At 45.4% G+C, this 22,435-nt stretch carries 17 protein-coding genes and 2 riboswitches; of the genes, 7 read left to right on the top strand and 10 right to left on the bottom strand.

The window, feature by feature from the left end; translation table 11 throughout:
* A complete protein-coding gene (gene csrD, locus APB76_RS08545) occupies positions 1–2,010 on the bottom strand; it encodes an RNase E specificity factor CsrD (RefSeq protein WP_054962790.1) in 2,010 nt (669 codons plus the stop codon).
* 138 nt (positions 2,011–2,148) lie between these two features.
* Complete coding sequence (locus APB76_RS08540) at positions 2,149–2,685, bottom strand: single-stranded DNA-binding protein (RefSeq protein WP_049844403.1); 537 nt, start codon at positions 2,683–2,685, stop codon at positions 2,149–2,151.
* 284 nt (positions 2,686–2,969) lie between these two features.
* Between APB76_RS08540 and APB76_RS08535 the strand changes: the two genes are divergently transcribed.
* The 4 genes from APB76_RS08535 to APB76_RS08520 all read left to right on the top strand — a co-directional run bounded on the left by APB76_RS08535 (position 2,970) and on the right by APB76_RS08520 (position 9,416).
* Positions 2,970–3,620: a LuxR C-terminal-related transcriptional regulator gene (locus APB76_RS08535; protein ID WP_049844404.1), complete on the top strand. Its 651-nt coding sequence runs from the start codon at positions 2,970–2,972 to the stop codon at positions 3,618–3,620.
* A gap of 117 nt (positions 3,621–3,737) precedes the next feature.
* Positions 3,738–4,613 (top strand): UTP--glucose-1-phosphate uridylyltransferase GalU, encoded by an 876-nt coding sequence (galU, locus tag APB76_RS08530; RefSeq protein ID WP_049844405.1) that lies wholly within the window; start codon positions 3,738–3,740, stop codon positions 4,611–4,613.
* Positions 4,614–4,748: 135 nt separating this feature from the next.
* On the top strand, positions 4,749–7,571 hold the full coding sequence (gene uvrA / locus APB76_RS08525; RefSeq protein WP_054962791.1) for an excinuclease ABC subunit UvrA: 2,823 nt from the start codon (positions 4,749–4,751) through the stop codon (positions 7,569–7,571).
* Positions 7,572–7,640: 69 nt separating this feature from the next.
* Positions 7,641–9,416, top strand: a complete 1,776-nt coding sequence (locus APB76_RS08520) for a PglL family O-oligosaccharyltransferase (protein ID WP_054962792.1) — start codon at positions 7,641–7,643, stop codon at positions 9,414–9,416.
* 64 nt (positions 9,417–9,480) lie between these two features.
* On the opposite strand, the gene APB76_RS08515 is transcribed toward APB76_RS08520, so the two are convergent.
* Positions 9,481–10,602, bottom strand: a complete 1,122-nt coding sequence (locus APB76_RS08515; RefSeq protein ID WP_054962793.1) for a pyridoxal-phosphate-dependent aminotransferase family protein — start codon at positions 10,600–10,602, stop codon at positions 9,481–9,483.
* 231 nt (positions 10,603–10,833) lie between these two features.
* A riboswitch (Lysine riboswitch) is annotated at positions 10,834–11,011 on the top strand.
* 116 nt (positions 11,012–11,127) lie between these two features.
* On the opposite strand from APB76_RS08515, the gene lysC reads away from it, so the two are divergent.
* Positions 11,128–12,480, top strand: a complete 1,353-nt coding sequence (gene lysC / locus APB76_RS08510; RefSeq protein WP_054962794.1) for a lysine-sensitive aspartokinase 3 — start codon at positions 11,128–11,130, stop codon at positions 12,478–12,480.
* A 303-nt stretch (positions 12,481–12,783) separates the two neighbouring features.
* Here lysC and pmbA read toward each other — a convergent pair whose 3' ends face one another.
* Complete coding sequence (pmbA, locus tag APB76_RS08505; protein WP_054962795.1) at positions 12,784–14,127, bottom strand: metalloprotease PmbA; 1,344 nt, start codon at positions 14,125–14,127, stop codon at positions 12,784–12,786.
* Between the two features lie 109 nt (positions 14,128–14,236).
* On the opposite strand from pmbA, the gene yjgA reads away from it, so the two are divergent.
* Positions 14,237–14,764 (top strand): ribosome biogenesis factor YjgA, encoded by a 528-nt coding sequence (gene yjgA, locus APB76_RS08500; RefSeq protein WP_054962796.1) that lies wholly within the window; start codon positions 14,237–14,239, stop codon positions 14,762–14,764.
* 235 nt (positions 14,765–14,999) lie between these two features.
* Here yjgA and thiQ read toward each other — a convergent pair whose 3' ends face one another.
* The 5 genes from thiQ to mpl all read right to left on the bottom strand — a co-directional run bounded on the left by thiQ (position 15,000) and on the right by mpl (position 20,520).
* On the bottom strand, positions 15,000–15,704 hold the full coding sequence (thiQ, locus tag APB76_RS08495) for a thiamine ABC transporter ATP-binding protein (RefSeq protein WP_054962797.1): 705 nt from the start codon (positions 15,702–15,704) through the stop codon (positions 15,000–15,002).
* Positions 15,688–17,292, bottom strand: coding sequence for a thiamine/thiamine pyrophosphate ABC transporter permease ThiP (gene thiP, locus APB76_RS08490; RefSeq protein ID WP_054962798.1), 1,605 nt, complete (start codon positions 17,290–17,292; stop codon positions 15,688–15,690). The genes thiQ and thiP overlap by 17 nt, the downstream gene beginning before the upstream one ends.
* 9 nt (positions 17,293–17,301) lie before the next feature.
* On the bottom strand, positions 17,302–18,288 hold the full coding sequence (thiB, locus tag APB76_RS08485; RefSeq protein WP_157633194.1) for a thiamine ABC transporter substrate binding subunit: 987 nt from the start codon (positions 18,286–18,288) through the stop codon (positions 17,302–17,304).
* A gap of 67 nt (positions 18,289–18,355) precedes the next feature.
* A riboswitch (TPP riboswitch) is annotated at positions 18,356–18,477 on the bottom strand.
* Positions 18,478–18,529: 52 nt separating this feature from the next.
* Complete coding sequence (locus APB76_RS08480; RefSeq protein ID WP_054962800.1) at positions 18,530–19,153, bottom strand: flavin prenyltransferase UbiX; 624 nt, start codon at positions 19,151–19,153, stop codon at positions 18,530–18,532.
* A 14-nt stretch (positions 19,154–19,167) separates the two neighbouring features.
* Complete coding sequence (gene mpl, locus APB76_RS08475; RefSeq protein ID WP_054962801.1) at positions 19,168–20,520, bottom strand: UDP-N-acetylmuramate:L-alanyl-gamma-D-glutamyl-meso-diaminopimelate ligase; 1,353 nt, start codon at positions 20,518–20,520, stop codon at positions 19,168–19,170.
* A gap of 305 nt (positions 20,521–20,825) precedes the next feature.
* On the opposite strand from mpl, the gene fbp reads away from it, so the two are divergent.
* Complete coding sequence (gene fbp / locus APB76_RS08470; RefSeq protein WP_054962802.1) at positions 20,826–21,842, top strand: class 1 fructose-bisphosphatase; 1,017 nt, start codon at positions 20,826–20,828, stop codon at positions 21,840–21,842.
* 243 nt (positions 21,843–22,085) lie between these two features.
* On the opposite strand, the gene APB76_RS08465 is transcribed toward fbp, so the two are convergent.
* On the bottom strand, positions 22,086–22,433 hold the full coding sequence (locus tag APB76_RS08465) for a gamma-glutamylcyclotransferase family protein (protein WP_054962803.1): 348 nt from the start codon (positions 22,431–22,433) through the stop codon (positions 22,086–22,088).
* Positions 22,434–22,435: the final 2 nt, after the last annotated feature.

Here is a 22,435-nt window from a genome sequence, read left to right as displayed (position 1 = left end):
TTACGCTTTGCGCCAACGATTTCGGCGTCCTATTTGAACTTTGCTCTGAGTGACTCGCGGAGTCGCATACTCATTCGGCTGCGGTAGTATTTGCTGCTCCGCCGCTAAATACCGCCCTTGAATACCATGAACACCAAGCTCTAACATGGTTCGATATTCTTGTTTGTTATCGACACCGACCGCAATAACCTGAGTTTTAAGTCCAGCACATGCCCCGAGTAGACTGCGAACAAACAATTGATTCTCATGGCGTTGATCGATTCTTTTTATTAAGCTGCGATGCAGTTTCAAACAGCTCACTGGGAACTCTTTAAGATAGTGGGTGCTTACTATTGACCGGCCAGCTTGCCCGACAACTACGCTGCATCCTAACCCGGTAATCATTTTAGCGACTGGACGTATGTAATCTAAATGCTTAACCAAGCGAGCCTCGGCAAACTCAAACGAGAGCCTAGCTCGTTGCTCCGAAGTGAGCTGCAACAGCTCATCACGAAACCATTTAAAGAAACTCCGTTCTGCAAAAGGTACCACATGCAGATTAATAGAGTAACTATTCGAATCATTTGAAAGTCTTAGGTGGCGAATTATTGTCTTCACCACAGCTTTATCTAGCATTGCCTCGTAACCTACTGACTCAACAGCAGAGTTAAAACGTGACGCTTTTATCACCCCTTTTTCTGGATCATTGATACGAGCGAACAATTCGAAATGATCCACTACTGGTTCATTTTGCTTATCCAATAAGTAGCAGGGCTGAGAAAAAATATAGAGCTGATCTGGTTGTAGAGCGACATCGAGCAAAGTACGCCAGCGAACGCTACCACGCTCTTCATCTTGGTTGACGAGCTTCTTAAAACGGCTCCACGTGTTGATTCGTTGCAACTGAGCACTTTTTAGCGCCGTTTCCGCTTCATCAAGAATGCGACCTTGGCTCTCACCTTCGCGATACATACTGACTCCGATATGCACCCAGTTATCGCTTTCTAGAGGCGAAGGAGGGTTCAACTTTGCTAACTGCTTAAGACAGTGTGCAGCAACATTAGAGACTTCTTTGCTCGAAAGATTAGGGGCGAATATCGCAAAGTCAGAATTGTAATAGCGAGACAAGATAACATCAGGATAACGCTGTATGACGTTGTTTAACCCTTCACCAACACTGATAAGAAAATCATTGGCCTCTTGTTTTGCATGTTCCTCTTCAATTTGCTCCCAATCATCAACCCTCAAGATTAATACGCCCCCATGAGAACCATGCTCAGACAAAGCAGCTTCTAGTTTACTATCAAACAATACTCGGTTTGCGGTACCTGTTAACTGATCAAGAAAGGTCTGACTGCGAATAAAGGTATCAAAGCGACTGCGCTCCTGGCGAGCATCTTGCAATTCCTCAATCAATCTATCTAATGCTTGGCTAGCGGTGAAAGGCCACTCTTTTTCATCACCAACTGAATGCTCTTCTACACGACCCGCAAGAATCATCCGTCCTCGCTCCTCGAGCAGTTCCGAACCGTGTAGCTGCTCTTTCAGCCATTTAAGCCCCTGAACCAAACAAAAGACAATAAAAGCTACGGCAAACGTTATCGACCACAATGCTTGAATAGAGTAGCCATAACCAATGTAAGGAGGAATAGCTTTAAAACGAATACGGTAGCCTTGGTTTCTCTCTAAGGTGTACTCGATATCGTAAAGCAGTGCGGTATTCACTTTAGAGGAGGTATCTTTGAAGCGGTAGATCACCCCGTACTCAGACAGCAGCTCCATCTCAACAATATTCGAAGCTTGAAGCATTTTTGGCATCCACCTCTGCAGCGAGTAGGCCGCATCTGGGTCTTCCATTTCTTTATCAAGGACTTCAACAATGCCTTTGAGAGACTGATCTAAGTATTCTTGGCCAAGACGTTTAAAGGATAAGGTGCCACCTAAGAAAAGGATAAACATAGCACTGATAACAATCATGGTCACAAAAGCAACCAAGCGAGTACTGAGCTTTAAGGTAGGGGTATACCTCATGAATTAAGACATCCTTTCTATATGTGCCAGCTAAAATCAACGCTAAGTGAAGAAACAAGCACTTCCACCAATACTATTCCTACTATTTACTATATAAAAAAGCCGCGACTTGCGCGGCTTTTTTTCAATAACAAACACTTAGAATGGGATGTCGTCATCAAAATCCATTGGCGGCTCATTATACTGCGGTTGAGCTTGCTGAGGCTGAGACTGTGGTTGTTGAGCTGGTTGCTGCTGCATTGCTGGCTGCTGAGGCTGTCCCCAACCACCTTGCTGAGGTTGCTGTTGCCCCATACCACCCTGTGCTGGAGCGCCACCTTGAGCACGACCACCAAGCATCTGCATAACACCATTAAAGCCCTGAACAACGACTTCTGTTGTGTAACGGTCTTGACCACTTTGATCTTGCCATTTACGTGTTTGAAGTTGGCCTTCAACGTATACCTGCGAGCCTTTGCGTAGATACTCACCTGCAACTTCTGCTAGCTTGCCGAATAGCGCGACACGGTGCCATTCCGTTTTTTCACGTTGTTCACCAGTTGCTTTATCACGCCACGATTCAGACGTCGCGATAGTAATATTGGCTACAGCACCGCCACTTGGCATGTAACGTACTTCCGGGTCAGAGCCCAGATTACCGACTAAAATAACTTTGTTAACTCCACGGCTAGCCATGTTTCGCTCCGTCTAACTTTGGTATTGATTAAGAAATAGCGCAATAGGATAACACGCTTTACGCTAGGTACAAATGTCTGTCACTACAATGTCGACAAACATTATCTACACATAACTCCCGCGACACAGTTTTAGAGAAATTTCAAACTTTATCGAGATTGAGAAATTAGTTAATTACCGAATACTATGAAATAAAACGCAAAGCCCACACCCTAATTCGCACTTATCTGTGGGTTAAGTCACTCTGGATTAAAACAATAATCAACGTCAGCAATGAGGGACTCATGGCTAAAAACATCTATGCGCGAACCATTTATTTTCTAACCGACACCGATAAACCCAACGCCACTATTCAACGATTAGAGCAGCAAATGGATACCTCCATTCCGACCATGGCACCAAGTGACCTCTTACTTGCTCTACAACAGTATAAACATCGTATCCTAATCATTGACTATCAAGAATACAGTCAGCTTAAAAATATCATTAGCGACCTGCCACTGGCCGACAAATCATTCGAAACCATTATATTCAACGTTTGCCACCGCTTAACCACAGACGAACTGTTAGCATTTGGTCACTTAAAAGGGGTGTTCTATCAAAACTCAGAGATTGAAAAGCTCGTCAAAGGTTATGAGGGCATTATCAATGGTGATACTTGGTTGCCAAGAAAGGTAACAGCGCAACTGCTATTCCACTATCGCAACGTGGTTGATACGCATACCACTCCCGCTACTGTTGACCTCACTACCCGTGAATTACAAATCTTGCGCTGTTTAATGTCAGGCGCTTCCAACATCCAAATTGCCGATGATATGTTTATCAGTGAGTTCACAGTAAAATCCCACCTACAAAAAATTTTTAAAAAGCTGAGCGTTAAAAACCGAGTTCAGGCAGCCGCCTGGGCAAAGCAACATATGCGGCCTTTGTCTTAATTGTAAAAACAACCTGGTTTTCTTTAGCATTGTTGGCGTTCATTCATGAACAATTCATAGCCCTTGTGCTATTGTTGCGCCAGTTTAAGAATAAGTATTTATAGAAAGGGTTGAACCATGATAAAGAAATGCCTGTTTCCAGCAGCGGGGTACGGTACACGATTTTTACCTGCCACCAAATCAATGCCAAAAGAGATGATGCCAGTGGTCAATAAGCCGCTGATCGAATATGGCGTTGAGGAAGCAATCCAAGCGGGCATGAATGGGATGTGTATCGTCACTGGTCGCGGTAAGCACTCGATCATGGATCACTTTGATAAAAACTACGAATTGGAACATCAAATTAGCGGTACTAACAAAGAAGAACTGCTGGTTGATATTCGCGACATAATTGAAAGTGCGAATTTCACTTATATTCGCCAACGTGAAATGAAAGGCTTAGGGCATGCAATTCTTACTGGCAAAGAGCTGATCGGCGATGAGCCTTTTGCGGTCGTGTTAGCCGATGACTTGTGTGTTAACGAGCAAGAAGGTGTGTTAGCGCAGATGGTCGCACTGTTCAAACAGTTCCGCTGCTCGATTGTTGCAGTCCAAGAAGTACCAGCAGATGAAACCCATAAATACGGTGTTATCTCGGGTGAAATGATCAAAGACGATATCTTCCGCGTCGATGATATGGTGGAGAAACCAGAACCTGGAACAGCGCCAAGCAACTTAGCTATTATTGGCCGCTATATTCTTACTCCAGATATCTTTGAATTGATTGAAAACACCGAGCCTGGCAAAGGCGGTGAGATCCAAATCACGGATGCACTACTCAAGCAAGCCAAAGCAGGCTGTGTCTTAGCATACAAATTCAAAGGTCAGCGTTTTGACTGTGGTAGTGTCGAAGGTTATATCGAAGCCACTAACTACTGTTTTGAAAATCTCTATTTAAAAGACGCGCACAAGTCGGAGTTAGGTAAACAAAAGACAACCAAAGAAAACGTCTAACTCCAAACCGCACCTATCGACCAAAAAGGCAGCTCTACACAGCTGCCTTTTACTGTTTTTTTATCCAGTATTTCTTTGCACATTTCTCACACTATGTAATACTTAGCCAACTTATTTTTGCCTAGAGTGTTGAGAATGGATCAGATAGAAGTCCGTGGTGCCCGCACCCATAACCTGAAAAATATTAACTTAACCATACCTCGCGATAAATTAATCGTCATTACAGGTCTATCTGGTTCAGGTAAGTCCTCTCTCGCTTTTGACACCTTGTACGCTGAAGGGCAGCGTCGTTATGTCGAGTCCTTGTCAGCTTATGCTCGTCAGTTCTTGTCATTGATGGAGAAGCCAGACGTAGACCATATTGAAGGTTTATCCCCAGCGATCTCGATTGAACAGAAGTCCACCTCTCACAACCCTCGTTCCACCGTGGGTACTATTACTGAGGTCTATGACTATCTAAGATTATTGTATGCCCGAGTTGGTGAGCCTCGCTGTCCGGAACATAAAGCACCATTGGCCGCTCAGACAGTTTCGCAAATGGTCGATAAGGTCCTTGAGTTACCTGAAGGCTCGAAGATGATGCTGCTCGCACCTATCGTTAAAGAGCGTAAAGGTGAGCACGTTAAAACGCTCGAAAACCTCGCGGCGCAGGGATTTATCCGCGCCAGAATTGATGGTGAAACTTGCGATCTCTCAGATCCACCACCGCTAGAACTGCATAAGAAACACACCATCGAAGTCGTGGTTGATCGCTTTAAGGTGCGTGGTGATCTACAACAGCGTCTTGCTGAATCGTTTGAAACGGCACTAGAACTCTCTGGCGGCATAGCAGTGATTGCTCCTATGGATGGCAACGGAGAAGAGATCGTCTTCTCCGCCAACTTCGCCTGTCCACATTGTGGTTATAGCATGCAAGAGTTAGAACCGCGCCTATTCTCTTTCAATAACCCAGCAGGCGCTTGTCACACCTGTGACGGTCTTGGTGTACAGCAATATTTCGACCCTGCACGTGTGATCGTAGATGACTCGCTTAGCTTAGCGGAAGGCGCAATTCGTGGTTGGGATCAAAAGAACTACTACTACTTCCAAATGCTATCATCTCTGGCTGAGCACTATGAGTTCGATCTTCAAGTCCCATTTAAATCTTTACCAACGAAAACTCGCGATATCATCCTTACTGGATCGGGGCGTACTGAAGTCGAGTTTAAGTACATTAATGATCGCGGTGATATTCGAGTTAAACGCCACCCATTTGAAGGCATTTTGAATACCCTTGAACGTCGCTATCGAGATACCGAATCAAATGCTGTGCGTGAAGATCTGGCTAAATATATCTCGACCAAGACCTGCTCAAGCTGTGATGGTAGTCGTCTACGTTTAGAAGCACGTAACGTCTTTATCGGTGATACCACACTACCTGAGATTGTCGAACTGAGCATTGCCGATGCGTTAGGTTTCTTTGCGTGCTTACAACTCGAAGGACAACGTGCTCAGATAGCTGAAAAAGTAATGAAAGAGATCAACGATCGACTGCAGTTCCTCGTCAATGTTGGTTTGAATTACCTTAATTTGTCTCGCAGTGCAGAAACCTTATCAGGTGGTGAAGCGCAACGAATTCGCCTAGCCAGTCAAATTGGTGCTGGTCTAGTTGGTGTGATGTATGTGCTCGACGAACCTTCAATTGGCCTTCATCAGCGTGATAACGAACGTCTACTAAAAACTCTGACTCACTTACGCGATCTCGGCAATACTGTCTTGGTGGTTGAACATGATGAAGATGCGATCCGTATTGCTGATCACGTGATTGATATTGGCCCCGGTGCTGGTGTACATGGCGGTAACGTAGTTGCCGAAGGCACAATGAGTGACATCCTTGCTAACCCTAATTCTTTGACCGGCCAATACCTCAGCGGTAAAAAACAGATCGCAGTGCCAAGTCACCGCACACCTAAAAATAAAAAGAAAGTCGTCGAACTGATTGGCGCATCAGGTAATAACTTAAAAGATGTCACTCTAGAAATTCCCGTCGGTCTGTTTAGCTGTATCACCGGAGTATCGGGATCAGGTAAATCCACTCTGGTCAACGATACATTCTTTAAAATTGCTCATACCCAGTTAAATGGTGCGACGACGGCCATGCCGGCTCCATACAAGAAAATTAAAGGGCTAGAGCATTTTGACAAAGTGATCGACATCGACCAAAGCCCAATTGGTCGTACCCCGCGTTCAAACCCAGCCACATACACAGGCATATTCACACCGATTCGTGAATTGTTTGCCGGCACTCAAGAGTCACGCTCACGTGGATATAAGCCTGGACGCTTTAGTTTCAATGTTCGGGGCGGTCGATGTGAGGCTTGCCAGGGGGATGGCGTGATCAAAGTAGAAATGCACTTCCTGCCAGACGTTTATGTTCCTTGTGATATGTGTAAAGGTAAGCGCTACAACCGCGAAACCCTAGAAGTGCACTACAAAGGCAAAACAATTGATGAAGTGCTAGAGATGACAGTCGAGGATGCACGCGGATTTTTCGATCCTGTCCCAGTGATAGCCCGTAAGCTACAAACCTTGATGGATGTCGGTCTGTCCTATATTCGTTTGGGTCAGGCTGCAACGACCTTATCTGGTGGTGAGGCGCAGCGTGTTAAACTCGCTCGCGAGCTATCTAAGCGTGATACAGGTAAAACCTTATACATCTTGGATGAACCGACCACAGGATTGCACTTCCACGATATTCAACAATTGCTAACCGTTTTGCATCGCCTACGTGATCATGGCAATACTGTAGTGGTGATAGAGCATAACCTTGATGTAATCAAAACTGCAGACTGGATTGTCGATTTAGGCCCTGAAGGTGGTCAAGGCGGTGGAGAGATCGTTGCTCAAGGTACACCTGAAGATGTGTCACTCATCGAAGGCTCTCATACTGCCCGATTCCTCAAGCCTATGTTAAAATAGCAATTAATAGTAGAATTTGCAGACCAGTGAACATCTTCACTGGTCTGTTTGTTTGAGGTATCAATATTTATGGCGACCACACATGTAGCAGGGACAGAGCTTGAAAAAAAGGCGCCAAAGATCCCATTAACCAAACCTTTCTTAGCTAGTGTTGGGATTGTCTTCCTACTCGCAATGCACTTCTTCATGCCCAACCCTGGGGGAGCAGGACTCGCATTGGCATTTAACCCAACCACATGGCTAGTAATCAGCTTTTCTATTGCGCTAGGCTTATACCAGCTCGGCAGTGATGGCAGTCTCAGATACAACAAACTTACAATTGGCTTGTTTGTGTGCTGCATCATGCTCACCTTACCTGTGATATACGCTGGCTCAAGTATTGAGTTATCACTTGGTAAACTAACTGGTCTGTGGGCAGGGTATATTCTATTTGTCGTATTGCAACAATTTCGTTTCAGCAATAAACAGAAGCAACGTTTGTTATGGTTTATCACCATTGCTGTCTTTATTGAGGCGGTACTCGGCTGGCTACAGTACTTATGGTTAGAGCCAGGTAATCTATTCGGCTACAACACCGAAGCTAACCGCCCCTATGGTATATTCCAACAGCCCAATGTAATGGCCAGTTTTCTCGCGACTGGATTAGCCTTATCGGGCTATTTGCTCACTCGACACCCAACCAAATACCAACGTAAAATCAGTGAAGTGGCATTGTTGTATCTAATGCCTACATTAACTATTCCGCTATTGATTTTTTTAGCTTCTCGTACAGGTTGGTTAGCCGCTTTGCTATCTACCTCATTCCTCTTACCTTATATCTATAAATTCGCCACCAAAAAACGTTTTTGGGGTTGGATGATTTCTATTTTTTCTGGTCTATCACTCGCTTTTGCGATCGCGAATTTTTACCCAACAAATAACGAACTAATTGAAGAAAAGTTAAGAACTGAAGATGTGAGACAAAAGATCTACTCACAATCTTTGGATATGTTGATCGAGAAGCCATTTACTGGTTATGGCTACGGTCGATTTGAGCCTGAATATATTGTGTATACCGCTAGGCAGCACCAGCTCAATGATAGTTATAAACCTGGTTTGGCGGCGATGGATCATCCGCATAACGAGCTATTGTATTGGGGAGTAGAAGGCGGGCTGTTGCCACTACTTGCAATAGTGCTCGCGGCACTGTTTGTACTCGCTCGTCTCTATCAAGCTAAGAAGGGCACTCGTTTAGCGATGTTTGCTCTGTTTGTCCCCATTGTCCTGCACAGTCAGCTTGAGTATCCGTTCTATCATTCTGCTATCCACTGGATAACCTTCGTTGTTCTACTTTATTGGGTAGATCAAAGGGCGAGCAGTTATCGCCAAGCGCCATTCAGTATTATCTCCAAGACGGCGCTACGGGTGTTTAGCTTAATCATACCGATTGTGACGAGCTTCTATATGCTGACCACTTTGCATACCAATTACGTGCTTACCCAGTTTGAGCGCTCACAACCTAAAGATCCTGACGTACTGAACCAAGTCACCAACCCTGTAGTTTGGAAAGACAGATACGATTGGGATATTTATAGCACCTATCTCAACATTGGCTTATATAAGCAAGATCCCCAGTTTATCCAGCCATACATAGATTGGTCACTGAAGATTATTAAAGATAAACCTCGACCTGCTTTCTATAACAATTTGATCTTGGCCTATCAAGGATTGGGAGAGAGTGTTAAAGCCGAGCAAATACGTAGTGAAGCTCAGTTCCTATTCCCAGAGAGAGATTTTTCTGAGGTGCAGTACATCCCACCGAATATAGATGCCTTAAAGGCTGACAGTGAAAAAGAGACTAACTAGAGTCTGTTGATATAATTAAGGCGACCAAAAGGTCACCTTATTCACTTATAGGTTATTGAGACTGCTATTGCGTCAATGACTCTTCGAGCGCTCGTAAGCATAACGCAACATTTTCAGCGCGAGCACCGTAACCCATCAAGCCAATACGCCAAGCTTTACCTGCTAAAGCGCCTAAACCAGCGCCAATTTCTAGGTTATAGGTCTCAAGCAAGTGTGTGCGAACTTTCGCTTCATCAATACCTTGCGGAACATAAATAGCGTTTAGCTGAGGCAAGCGAGAGCCCTGCTCGACAACGAACTCAAAGCCTAACTTCTCCAAGCCTTGTTTAAGTTTTTCATGCATGTCGCGATGTCGCTGCCAAGCATTTTCTAACCCTTCATTCTTTAGAATCAACAGAGATTCATGCAAGGCATACAAGCTGTTCACGGGCGCTGTATGATGGTAGCTGCGCTTACCTTCACCACTCCAATATCCGAGCACTAAACTCTGATCAAGAAACCAGCTTTGAACAGGTGTAGTACGTGATTGAATTTTCTCTATTGCCGCAGGGGAAAACGTCACAGGTGACAAGCCTGGAACACAAGATAAACACTTCTGACTACCTGAGTAAACCGCATCAAGCTGCCACTCGTCTACTTTTAGTGGCACACCACCAAGAGAAGTCACTGCATCAACAATAGTTAACACGCCATACTGCTTAGCGAGTTTACCCAAAGCTTCTGCATCGCTACACGCACCAGTTGAAGTTTCGGCATGAACAAAGGCAAGAATCTTAGCATCAGGGTGAGCTTTCAATGCTTGCTCGACTTTATCGACGGAAACCGGATCGCCCCATTCATTATCCACCACTTCAGCAATGCCGCCTGCGCGTACAACATTTTCACGCATACGTTCACCAAACACACCGTTACGACAAACAATCACCTTTTCACCCGGCTCAATCAGGTTAACGAAACAGGTTTCCATCCCTGCACTACCTGGGGCAGAAACAGCAATGGTAAATTCATTTTCCGTTTGGAACGCGTATTTAAGTAGTGATTTCAATTCATCCATCATACCGACAAACAAAGGGTCTAAATGACCAACGGTTGGGCGACTCAAAGCTTGTAGCACTTGAGGGGAAATATCTGAAGGTCCAGGCCCCATTAAAATGCGATGTGGGGGGATAAAACTTTGAATCGTCATTGGCAGCTCCTTTTTAATATCAATTTAATTTTTGTTCTATCTTTACTTCCTTAAACCCACCTTAATTCAATTCTTTGCTGGCAGCAATTAGCCCAAAGTATTGAGGTCAAACCAGTGTCACAAGTTTGTTAATTATAAAAAGGCATAAAGTTACAAATTCTCATTGACATAGTTCACAGAAACACGTTCAATGCGGATATGTGGCGAATATTTATGCCACATAGCAAATTTTTTTGCAGAAGAGGAGCACTGCCCAGGTAGACGTGTTGTGGAGCCACAAATCCTATACAACACTTTGAGGGGGAGCAGTGCCGAGGTAGATCTGAAGTGTTGGTTTAGATCTGTCGGTTGTTAGGGTTGAATCCCTACAACTGTCATCAGCTCAGTCTGATGATGAGCTTCTGAGGTAAGTCATACAAATAAAGACCCTCTCTCTTTCGCTCAATTCTCTTCATCAAAGCAAAACATTGGATGTTGGTATAGCTACCAAAAGTTTTTATTTTAGGAAGTCGTGGGAGAAATGCTGTGAGCAGTTTTAATGTAGCTAAATTTGGTGGAACAAGCGTCGCTAACTTTGAGGCAATGAGCCGCTGTGCTGCAATTATTGAAGATAATCCAAACACTAAACTCGTTGTTAGCAGTGCTTGTTCAGGTGTAACCAACTTATTAGTTGAATTGGCTAACGGCGTTCAAGATCAAGTTCGTCGCAGTGAGATTCTCACTAAACTGGCACAAATTCATGATGCTGTACTGGAACAACTAAAAGACTCAACCCAAGCAGCTAGCGATGTCTACGCGATTCTCGATACCGTAACTAGTCTTGCTGAAGCCGCGTCTATTCAATCCAACCACAAATTGACCGACCACTTAGTTGCATGTGGGGAATTGATGTCGACTCATCTGCTTGCTCAATTGATGAGAGAGCGTGGCATCAATGCGGTACGTTTTGATATTCGTGACATTCTACGCACCGATAGTAATTTTGGTAAAGCAGAGCCTCAACTTGAGCAAATTAGTAGCCTTGCAAAACAATCATTAGTTCCTCTATGCCAAGACGCGATCGTTATTACGCAAGGCTTTATCGGCTCTGACGCCGAAGGCAACACCACCACTTTAGGTCGAGGCGGTAGCGACTACAGTGCAGCCTTGATCGCAGAAGCGGTTGAGGCATCTGGATTGGAAATTTGGACTGACGTTCCCGGCATTTACACCACAGATCCACGCATTGCTCCTAAGGCCTCACCTATTCCTGAGATTAGCTTTAGCGAAGCATCCGAAATGGCGAACTTTGGCGCTAAAATTCTTCATCCATCGACATTGCTTCCGGCCTTACGCCATGATATTCCAGTCTTTGTTGGCTCTTCAAAGGAGCCTCAAAAGGGAGGCACTTGGATTCGCCATCAAGTAGAAAGCTCACCTTTGTTCCGTGCACTAGCCTTACGTTGCAACCAAACGATGGTGACACTGCGTAGTGCCAACATGTTCCATGCTTATGGCTTTCTGGCCAAGGTGTTTGAAATTCTCGCTAAACACAAAATCTCAGTCGACTTGATTACCACATCAGAGATCAGTGTTTCACTAACCTTAGATCAAACAGATACCTCTGGTGGTGCACCTCAGCTGCCAAAAGCTGCCCGTATAGAGCTTGAAGAGTTGTGTACCGTAGAGGTGGAACACAACCTGTGTTTAGTCGCACTGATCGGTAACAACATGAGTGAAAGCAGAGGCTACGCAAAACAAGTATTCAGTACGCTTGAAGACTTTAACCTACGCATGATCTGCTACGGCGCAAGCCCGCACAACCTGTGCTTTTTAGTTGAAGAATCGGTATCAAAGCAAGCGATTCAGAAACTGCATACCGAGTTGTTTGAGAAATAAAGGGATTCGGGATTCGGGATTCGGGATTCGGGATTCGGGATTCGGGATTCGACGGATATTTTAAAGGGTTGGCATTTTTGCCAACCCTTTTATTACAGACGGATACGGGATAAGGGAACGGACTTCGTCCTGTGGATAGAGCTAGGTTATTGCCTATTATCGAGAACAAATCCTAGCAACATCTAATGCGTATTAGATACCACTTCCATTCGCGCCACACTTTCCTCTCGAAAGGCGAAGCCCGTTCCCGATTCTCGCGGGCGCAGCCCGATCTCGAAGCGAAGCGTTCCTTAGGGCCTAGCCCTATTCCCCCGCAACCTTCATTGACTCAAGCAAGATAGAACCAGTCTGAATCTGCGAGCGAGTCTCTACATCGTTGCCTACTGCAACAATCTGATTAAACATATCTTTGAGGTTGCTTGCGATGGTAATTTCAGATACTGGGAATTGGATTTCGCCGTTTTCAACCCAAAAACCTGCCGCACCGCGCGAGTAGTCACCGGTAACAATGTTAACGCCTTGCCCCATTACTTCGGTCACCAATAAGCCAGTACCTAGCTCTTTTAGCATTTGCTCAAAGCTTTGACCTGTTGATTCGACAAACCAGTTGTGAATACCACCAGCATGGCCGGTTGGCGTCATATCCATTTTACGCGCTGCATAACTGGTGAGCAGGTAAGTTGCAAGTACACCGTCAGTGATAATTTCACGGTCTTGGGTAAACACACCTTCACTATCAAATGGGCTTGATGCAAGACCACGCAACACATGCGGACGTTCAGAGACGTTGAACCATTCAGGCAGCACTTGCTTACCTAGGTGATCAAGCAAGAAAGAAGATTTACGGTAAAGGTTACCGCCACTGATCGCCATCACTAGGTGACCAAGTAGGCCAGTTGCTACATCAGCAGCAAACATCACTGGATATTGACCTGTTTTTAGCTTTTGCGCATCTAAACGACTAACGGTCTTCTCCGCGGCCTTCTGACCGACGATCTCTGGTGCCCAAAGTTCGTCTTTATGGCGCGCAACCGTGTAGCTGTAATCACGCTCCATCTCACCATTGTTACCCTGACCAATCACACAACAACTGGTACTGTGACGGCTTGAAGCATAGCTTGCTAATAGGCCGTGACTGTTACCATAAACTTTCAGACCGTAGTGACTGTCATAACTGGCACCGTCACTCTGTTTGATTTTATCGCTGTAAGACAGAGCTTGTTTCTCAGCAGCAATCGCCACTTGCGCTGCATAATCGGGATCTGGCGTATCTGGGTGGAACAAATCAAGATCAGGCACATCTTGCACCATCAGCTCTTTAGGTGCAGGGCCAGCAAATGGATCTTCAGAGGTGTATTGAGCAATATCGAGCGCGGCAAGAACCGTTTGTTGAATCGCTTTATCACTTAGATCAGAAGTCGAAGCGCTGCCTTTACGTTGATTGCGGTAAACGGTAATCCCTAATGCTCCGTCGCTATTGAACTCAACGTTTTCTACTTCACACATACGGGTAGAAACACTTAAGCCCGTTGTTTTACTAATGGCGACTTCGGCTGCATCAGACTTCTCTGCTGCCATCTCTAGCGCTTTAGCTACTGCCGCTTCTAACTCAACGCGCTGTTGAGCAACTTGCTGTCTTACGTCCATATTTTCTTTATTTCTTAAGATCAATTGCCTTTAGAATAACAAGAATTTCGCTTTCTCCCCACGATTCTTGTTAAAATAGAGAAATAGATGTTCAAATTAAGGCAGAAAAATGGCACGTAAGAATCAAAAAGCGCCATGGGAAGAGGAAGAAGAGATCATTTGGGTCAGTAAGACCGAATTGAAACGCGATATGGAAGAGTTGCAAAAGCTAGGTGAAGAACTCGCCAGCCTGAAACCTTCTGTGTTGGAAAAATTCCCGCTAAGTGAAGACCTTGCAGAGGCAATCAAAGACGCACAGCGCTTTAAAAACGAAGCGCGCCGCCGTCAACTTCAATACATCGGTAAGCTGATGCGCTTTGAAGACACTGAGCCACTTCAAGCAGCATTAGACAAGGTTCGCAACAAGCACTCTCAAGCAACGGCAGAGCTACATAAGCTAGAGCAACTGCGTGATCGAGTGGTTGAAGAAGGTGATAGTGCCATCGCTGAGGTGATGGAGCTTTATCCAGCCGCGGATCGTCAACGCTTACGCCAGCTTGCTCGTCAGGCGGCAAAAGAGGAAAAAGCGGGCAAGCCTGCCAAGGCATTCCGCGAAATCTTCCAAGTGCTTAAAGCGCTAAACGAAGAAGAGATTTGAGCGAGAAGCGAGAAGCGAGAAGCGAGAAGCGAGAAGCGAGAAGCGAGAAGCGAGAAAAGTTAAGGGTTGGCACTATGTGTCAACCCTTTTTGTTTAAGAACGCTTCGCTATGGATTCGGGATACGGGAACAAAAATTTCTCTAAGATAGAAGCCCGGTCTCGACTCTCGGAACGCAGTGTTCTCGAAGGGCGAAGCCCGAACTCAACTCTCTAAGAACGAAGTCCGTTCCTCACCTCACTCCCCCGCGCGAACAAAATCACTTAGCGCTTGATTAGCGTGGCTCGATGACAGATGTTCAATGTTATCCGCGACTTCGACTCGGCCATTGGTGACAAAGATAAAATCAGAGGCAATTGCCTTGGCATCACTAATATGGTGCGTCACCATGACTACCGTAATTTTTCTCTCTTTAGCTAACTTGCTCACCAAGTTAAGCATCTCTTCACGCAGGATGGGATCAAGGGCAGAGAAAGGCTCATCGAGCAACCATATCTTGTGCGGTTGGACAAAACAGCGTGCTAGAGCAACACGTTGACGCTGCCCACCCGAAAGCTGCTCTGGTAAACGGTCTAGATACGTCTCTACCCCAACTTGCTGCGCTGCTTGTTCTATTACGTTTTGTTGCTGAGCAGTAAGTTTCAACCCCGGATGAAGCCCAAGCCCGATGTTTTGATGCACTGTTAAATGAGCGAATAAGTTATGTTCTTGAAACAGCATTGCGAATGGGCGTTGATATGGCTCTTTGCCAACAATATTACTGCCTTCAACCTCAATAGAGCCCTTGGTCGGTTCGATAAAACCCGCGACTAAAGCCAATAGGGTCGATTTGCCCGCGCCACTTGGCCCCATCAGGGCAACGATCGACTGCGGTGAAATCGAGGTATCAAAATGAAACAGTTCATTGTGATAGTAGTAATCGACATTACTTAAGGTCAGCATGATTCACCTTCGAGTTGGCTTTTAATAAGGTTTCAATGAGCGTGAAACAGCCGACGCTCAATAGTAATAGAGTTACAGATACTACTGCGGCAGATTCCATTTGATAGCTACCAAGCAGTTGGAATAGGTAAAGTGGCAAGGTGCGAAATTCTTGGCTACCAAACAAAGCAATCGCACTTAAATCACCAATCGCAAACATAAAGCTGATCGCAAAGGCATGAGCCATCGGCTTCTTCAGCGCCTTCCACTCGACCACTTTAAAACGATTCCAACCTTTCATGCCTAAACTGGCACAAACATATTGATATTGCTGCTCGACATGCAGCATAGGCTGAGACAGCGTTTTAATCACATATGGCAGACCCATTAAGGCATTCACGGCTACGACAACCACTAACGCTAAGCTAAATACATCCGTAAATGAACGCAGCAATAGAAACAGTCCGGTGGAAATCACAAGACCGGGTGTGACAAGAATAATGGTGCCAATCAGCTCAATATGATCGGCACTCTTCTCACGGTAGTTAAGGCGCAATCTCCGGCTGGTTAACAAGATGGCAATGCCAGCAATCACCGCAATCACACTTGCCATCGTCGCCACTTTCACAGACGCCCATAGCGCCTGCCAAAAACGTTCATCAGTGAAAACATCCAGCGCATGGCTGTTAAGGCCACTGAGCAACACCATAAGTAGCGGAGGTAGCACCAACAGCATAGAAAAGGCTATCCATCCCCAATCCCAACACTGAGAAACAAACGAGTCTTTAGACAAGTAAATAGTCTGACTTTGCGAGCCAGAGGTGACTGAAATCGGTTTTGCTAATCGCTGAATAGTCAACGCCATAACACCGCAAAGCATCATTTGCCAAATAGCCAATAGAGCACCAGCTTGGAGATCGAAATCAAACTTAATGGCTTGATAGATGGCCAGCTCAATCGTGGTTGATTTAGGCCCACCACCGAGTGCCATTACGGTAGCAAAACTGGTAAAGCAGAGCATAAACACCAAGCCGCTGACATGAGGTAACTGCTGACGTAAGCGCGGCCACTCAATCCAACGGAACTTATCCCAGTGTCCCATGCCGAGATGGGCGCACAGTTTGTGCTGCTCCTGTGGAATAGAGTCTAATGCCTGCAACAATAACCGGGTCGCATAAGGAAGATTAAAAAACACGTGCGCCAGTAAAATGCCATTGAGCCCATATATTGAGAACGGCAACTTGCTGTCTAAACTTTTGAACAGATCGGCAATCAAACCGCTATTGCCATAAATGGCGAGCAGACCAAACACCCCGACTAAGACAGGCAACACCAGTGTGGTTGCAAACAGTTTGAGTAACAGGGATTTACCAGCAAACTGACGGCGAGATAATGCGTGCGCAACTGGGATGGCAAAGCCAACACTGAGCAAAGTAGATAGAAAAGACTGATAGAAACTGAATTTGGTGACATGTCGATAGTACGGATCACTCCATACCTGACTGATATCTAACGATGGCGCATTAACCAGTAAAGCACCGAGAGCAGAAACGACAAAGGTCGCGATAAATATCGCGACCCATAAGCCAATTTTGGGGGTATTACGCAAAAGAGCCTCTTAGAATGTCAGCGCACTTTGCCATTCACGAATCCAAGACTTACGATTTTCGGCCACTTCGTCGGCGCTAAAGGTCAGTGCTTTGCTTGGTAGAGTCAGGGTTTCAAAACCTTCAGGCAGTGCAACGTCTGTAACTGGGTACATCCAGTTACCTGTTGGCATTGCTGATTGAAACTCATCACTTAGAATGAAGGTCATGAACTCATCTGCTAGTTTTTGATTTTTAGACGCTTTTACTTTAGCAGCGACCTCCACTTGAGTGTAGTGGCCTTCGGAAAAATCAGCGGCGGCATACTTGTTGTCGCTCTCGGCAATCAAGTGATAAGCAGGCGATGTGGTGTAGGATAGAACCAGATCAGACTCCCCTTCTAGGAACATTGAATACGCTTCAGACCAACCTTTAGTGACGGTTACGGTTTTCTTAGCTAGATTTTGCCAAGCCTGAGCTACGTCATCACCATAAACCGACTTCATCCACAGCATCAGACCTTGCCCTGGTGTTGAAGTACGTGGATCTTGATAGATCACTTTCAGATCATCGCGAGATTCCACCAGCTCTTTCAAGCTTTTTGGTGGATTAGCCAGCTTCTCTTTGTTGTAAACAAAAGCAAAGTAACCGAAATCATAAGGGACGAAAGTTTTGTCCGCCCAGCCGTTTGGCAATGCAATCTTGCTGGTGTCTACGCTATGTTCGGCCAACAAACCTGTTTTTTTCGCTTCCGCCATCAGGTTGTTGTCTAAGCCTAAAATAATATCCGCTTTGCTGTTATCGCCTTCTAAACGCAGACGGTTAAGGATAGAGACACCATCATCCAGCGCGACGAAATTAACATCACAACCACAATGCGCTTCAAACGCTTTTTCTACAACAGGACCTGGGCCCCAATCGGCAGCAAAAGAGTCGTAGGTATAAACGGTTAAACTGTTTTCTGCGGCTGTCGCTGGAAATGTCGCTAGCGTTGCTAACGCAAGGGAACTTATTGAAATGGTGCTTAGAGTGTTTTTCACTGCTCGCTCTCTCCTTGTTTGAGCGGCACAGGTTTGAGAAGCGGAGTTCAAATCCAAACTCAATTCCTACGCCAGCATTATCTGGTTCAGGTACACGGGTCCCAAGCGATTGCTCGATCTCAGCTGACGCTAACATAAGTTAGGCCAATAGCTCCCCGATGAGTAACGGTCGAATTGTAATAGTTATGTGACTCAATAGCTAGCACCGTTCACATATCAACTATCCACGCTGATCATAACCCCAACGTGGCACTAACTTTTGATCGATATCTAGATGATCAAGAATACGCGCGACCATAAAATCTACCAGATCATCAATCGATTTCGGTTGATGATAAAAACCGGGTGCAGCAGGCATGATGGTCACGCCCATTTGTGACAGCTTGTGCATGTTCTCGAGATGCAGAGTAGAGAATGGTGTCTCGCGAACCACCAACAGTAGTTGACCGCGCTCTTTCATCACCACGTCTGCGGCACGTTCAATCAGGTTATCAGACATACCGTGAGCAATCGCAGCAACGCTGCCTGCTGAGCAAGGACAGACGACCATCTGTTTCGGCGCAGCAGAGCCAGATGCCACCGGAGAGAACCAGTCATCTTTACCGCATACAATCAGCTTGTCTGGGTCACGATTAAGATGCTCAACCAAAGTTTGCTTAGCCGAATCAGGATTGGCGGGCAGTTTAAGGTCATGTTCAGTTGCAAGCACCACTCTCGCAGCAGATGAAACAAGCAGATAAACTTGATAATCAGCAGCCAGAAGGCACTCTAACAGGCGTAAACCATAAGGAGCACCAGAGGCACCAGTAAAGGCTAAGGTGATGGCTTTTTGTTGTTTAATCATATTAAAAAACTACACTATTGCTCTAGCTTTGCCAGAAGCTTATTGTGAATACCTTCGAACCCGCCATTGCTCATAACCAGAATCTGGTCACCTGAGCTAGCACTAGCAACAATTTGCTTCACTAGCTCATCGACATTATCTGAGGTTTGCGCAGGTTGATCACATTGAGCTGCAATATCTTCCACCGACCAATCAATCGAATCGGGTTGATATAAAAACACCTGATCGGCTTTTTGTAACGACGCAGCCAACGTATCCTTATGCACACCTCGCTTCATCGTAGCGCTGCGTGGTTCGAGTACCGCGATAATTTTGCTATCGCCGACCTTGTTACGCAATCCACCGAGCGTCAGTTCAATCGCGGTCGGATGATGGGCAAAATCGTCGTAAACCGTGATGCCATTGACCTCACCTTTGAGCTCCAAGCGGCGTTTGGTATTGATGAATTTGGCTAAAGATTCACAGGCTAAGTCAGGTGTAACACCTACATGACGCGCTGCAGCAATTGCCATCAAAGCATTATCAACATTGTGGTCACCAACTAGGTCCCAACTAACAGTACCCACTTGCTCGCCTTGGAACAGTACGTTGAACTGCGAGCCATCAATATTTATTTTCTCCACCTGCCAGTCACCTTGCTCACCACTAAACTCGGTTTCGCTCCAACAGCCGCGCTCAAGCACATCTTGAAGTGCATTATCTTGTTTCGGTGCAAAAATACGCCCATTGCCCGGCACTGTGCGAACAAGATGATGGAACTGACGTTTTATCGCTTCAAGATCGTCAAAGATGTCGGCATGATCGAACTCTAGGTTGTTCATAACTAAGGTGCGTGGATGATAGTGGACAAACTTAGAACGCTTATCGAAAAAAGCACTATCATATTCGTCGGCTTCAACAACAAAAAACATGCTTTCACCAAGACGAGCTGAAATTCCAAAGTTACCCAAAACACCACCAACCAAGAAACCCGGCTTATAGCCACAGTCTTCTAAGATCCACGCCAACATACTAGACGTTGTGGTTTTTCCATGAGTACCAGATACCGCTAATACCCAACGGTCATGGAGTAAGAACTCTTGTAACCACTGAGGGCCAGAGGTGTAACGCAAGTTATGATTCAGCACATACTCGACACAAGGATTACCGCGGCTCATCGCATTACCAATCACCACTAAGTCTGGCGCAGGGTCGAGCTGTGACGGGTCAAAGCCTTCTATAATTTCAATACCTTGAGATTCGAGTAGAGTACTCATTGGTGGATAAACATTGGCATCACATCCTGTGACTTTATGCCCCAATTGACGTGCTAATACAGCTGCACCACCCATAAAAGTGCCACAGATCCCCAGTATATGAATGTGCATAGAAAAGCCTTGTTCTAAGCGGAAAATATTGTCCTCATTATGGCGACAATATGGCAAAAAGCGAACTACTTTAGCCACCTTCAAACAGAGAAATAACTCACTGATTACGCTTTGCTCACTCTCTGATCTCTCATCGCTGTGAAAACTGTTGAAAGTTTACTAAAAAATTTGAGATCTAAGACAGTTAGTTCATTACCAATAAAAAGATCTAACTTTTACACTTATCTCGGGTAGTCATAAAAGCTCCGTTAGAGAACGAGACATCCCATTCCCCCTATCTATGAGCGACTTTTAAAGGAAAAACCATGTCTGGAATGCGCACCCTTGGCGAGTTCATTGTTGAAAAGCAAGCGGACTTCCCCCACGCTAGCGGTGATCTATCATCCCTACTCTCTTCAATTCGCCTTGCTGCAAAAATTGTTAACCGCGAAATTAACGCAGCCGGTCTAGGTGATATTACTGGTGCAGTTGGTACTGCAAACGTTCAAGGTGAAGATCAGCAAAAGCTCGATGTCTACGCCAACGACAAATTTAAGGCCGCTCTTGAAGCCCGAGATCAAGTATGTGGTGTTGCCAGTGAAGAAGAAGACGAGGCGGTAGCGTTTAATAAAGAACTCAACAAAAACGCAAAATACGTTGTATTAATGGATCCATTGGATGGTTCTTCTAACATCGACGTTAACGTTTCTGTTGGTACTATTTTCTCCATCTATCGCCGTGTATCACCAATCGGTACGCCGCCAACAGAAGAAGATTTTCTTCAGCCTGGTCACAAGCAAGTTGCCGCTGGCTATGTCATTTACGGCTCTTCAACCATGTTGGTTTATACAACAGGTAATGGCGTTAACGGCTTCACATATGACCCTTCACTAGGTACCTTCTGTCTATCGCATGAAAACATGATGATTCCACAAGACGGTAGTATCTACTCAATCAACGAAGGTAACTATATTCGCTTCCCTATGGGTGTGAAGAAGTACATCAAGTACTGTCAGGAAAGTGCGCCAAGCGACAATCGTCCATATACTTCACGTTACATTGGCTCTTTGGTAGCAGACTTTCACCGCAACCTGCTGAAAGGGGGTATCTACCTCTACCCAAGTACGCAAAGCCACCCAAACGGTAAGCTGCGCCTGCTATACGAATGTAACCCTATGGCTTACATCATCGAACAAGCAGGTGGTGTCGCGTCTGACGGCGTACAACGCATTATGGATATCAAACCAACAGAACTGCACCAGCGTGTGCCATTCTTTGTTGGTTCGAAAAACATGGTTAAAAAAGTGGAAGAGTTTTTAGAACTCAATCGCGAAGAAAACTAATCTTCCAAAGTAGGAAAGAAAAAGAGTCGCTTAATCGCGACTCTTTTGCGTTTAAAAAGGCTGAAACTGCGATTGAGTGACATCCTGATATATAATGTTGCTTACCATAATGACCAGCCGCCTTCCATATTGCTCAGCGGTGGTAGCTGTGTAGTACACCCAACTAAAAGTAATGTGGCGAGAACATATTGAATTTTCATCGCTCTCTCCTTGGTCAAGTCACCCATTCGCTACCGGTAAGTATTACACCTTTTGGCACCAATCACCGGAGGAAATTAACGTCTCTAGTTGGTGAGCTTGCTGATAAATGTACATCCAAGCTAAGCCAAAAGGCGTGTCGATTTGCTCGCGGCGATAGGTTATTGGCACATCTTCCAGTAGGTCTAACTGGCGCAACGTCTGGTCATCAACCCGATAGACTTCACCATAGATCACACTATGTCCATCTACTACGGCTGGATAAGCGCCCAGATCATAAAGACTGTAAATGGGAGGTGTCGCATACTTGCCTAACCATTCAGAATGCGCCAACAAATGATGATTACTTTGCCCCTGACGCAATGTGCCATAAACAAATACTAACTGTTGCATGA

It is taken from the genome of Vibrio bivalvicida, assembly GCF_001399455.2.
GTDB lineage: Bacteria > Pseudomonadota > Gammaproteobacteria > Enterobacterales > Vibrionaceae > Vibrio > Vibrio bivalvicida.
Note: the sequence above shows the minus strand (reverse complement) of the source record. Positions and strands in the feature narration are given on the sequence as shown.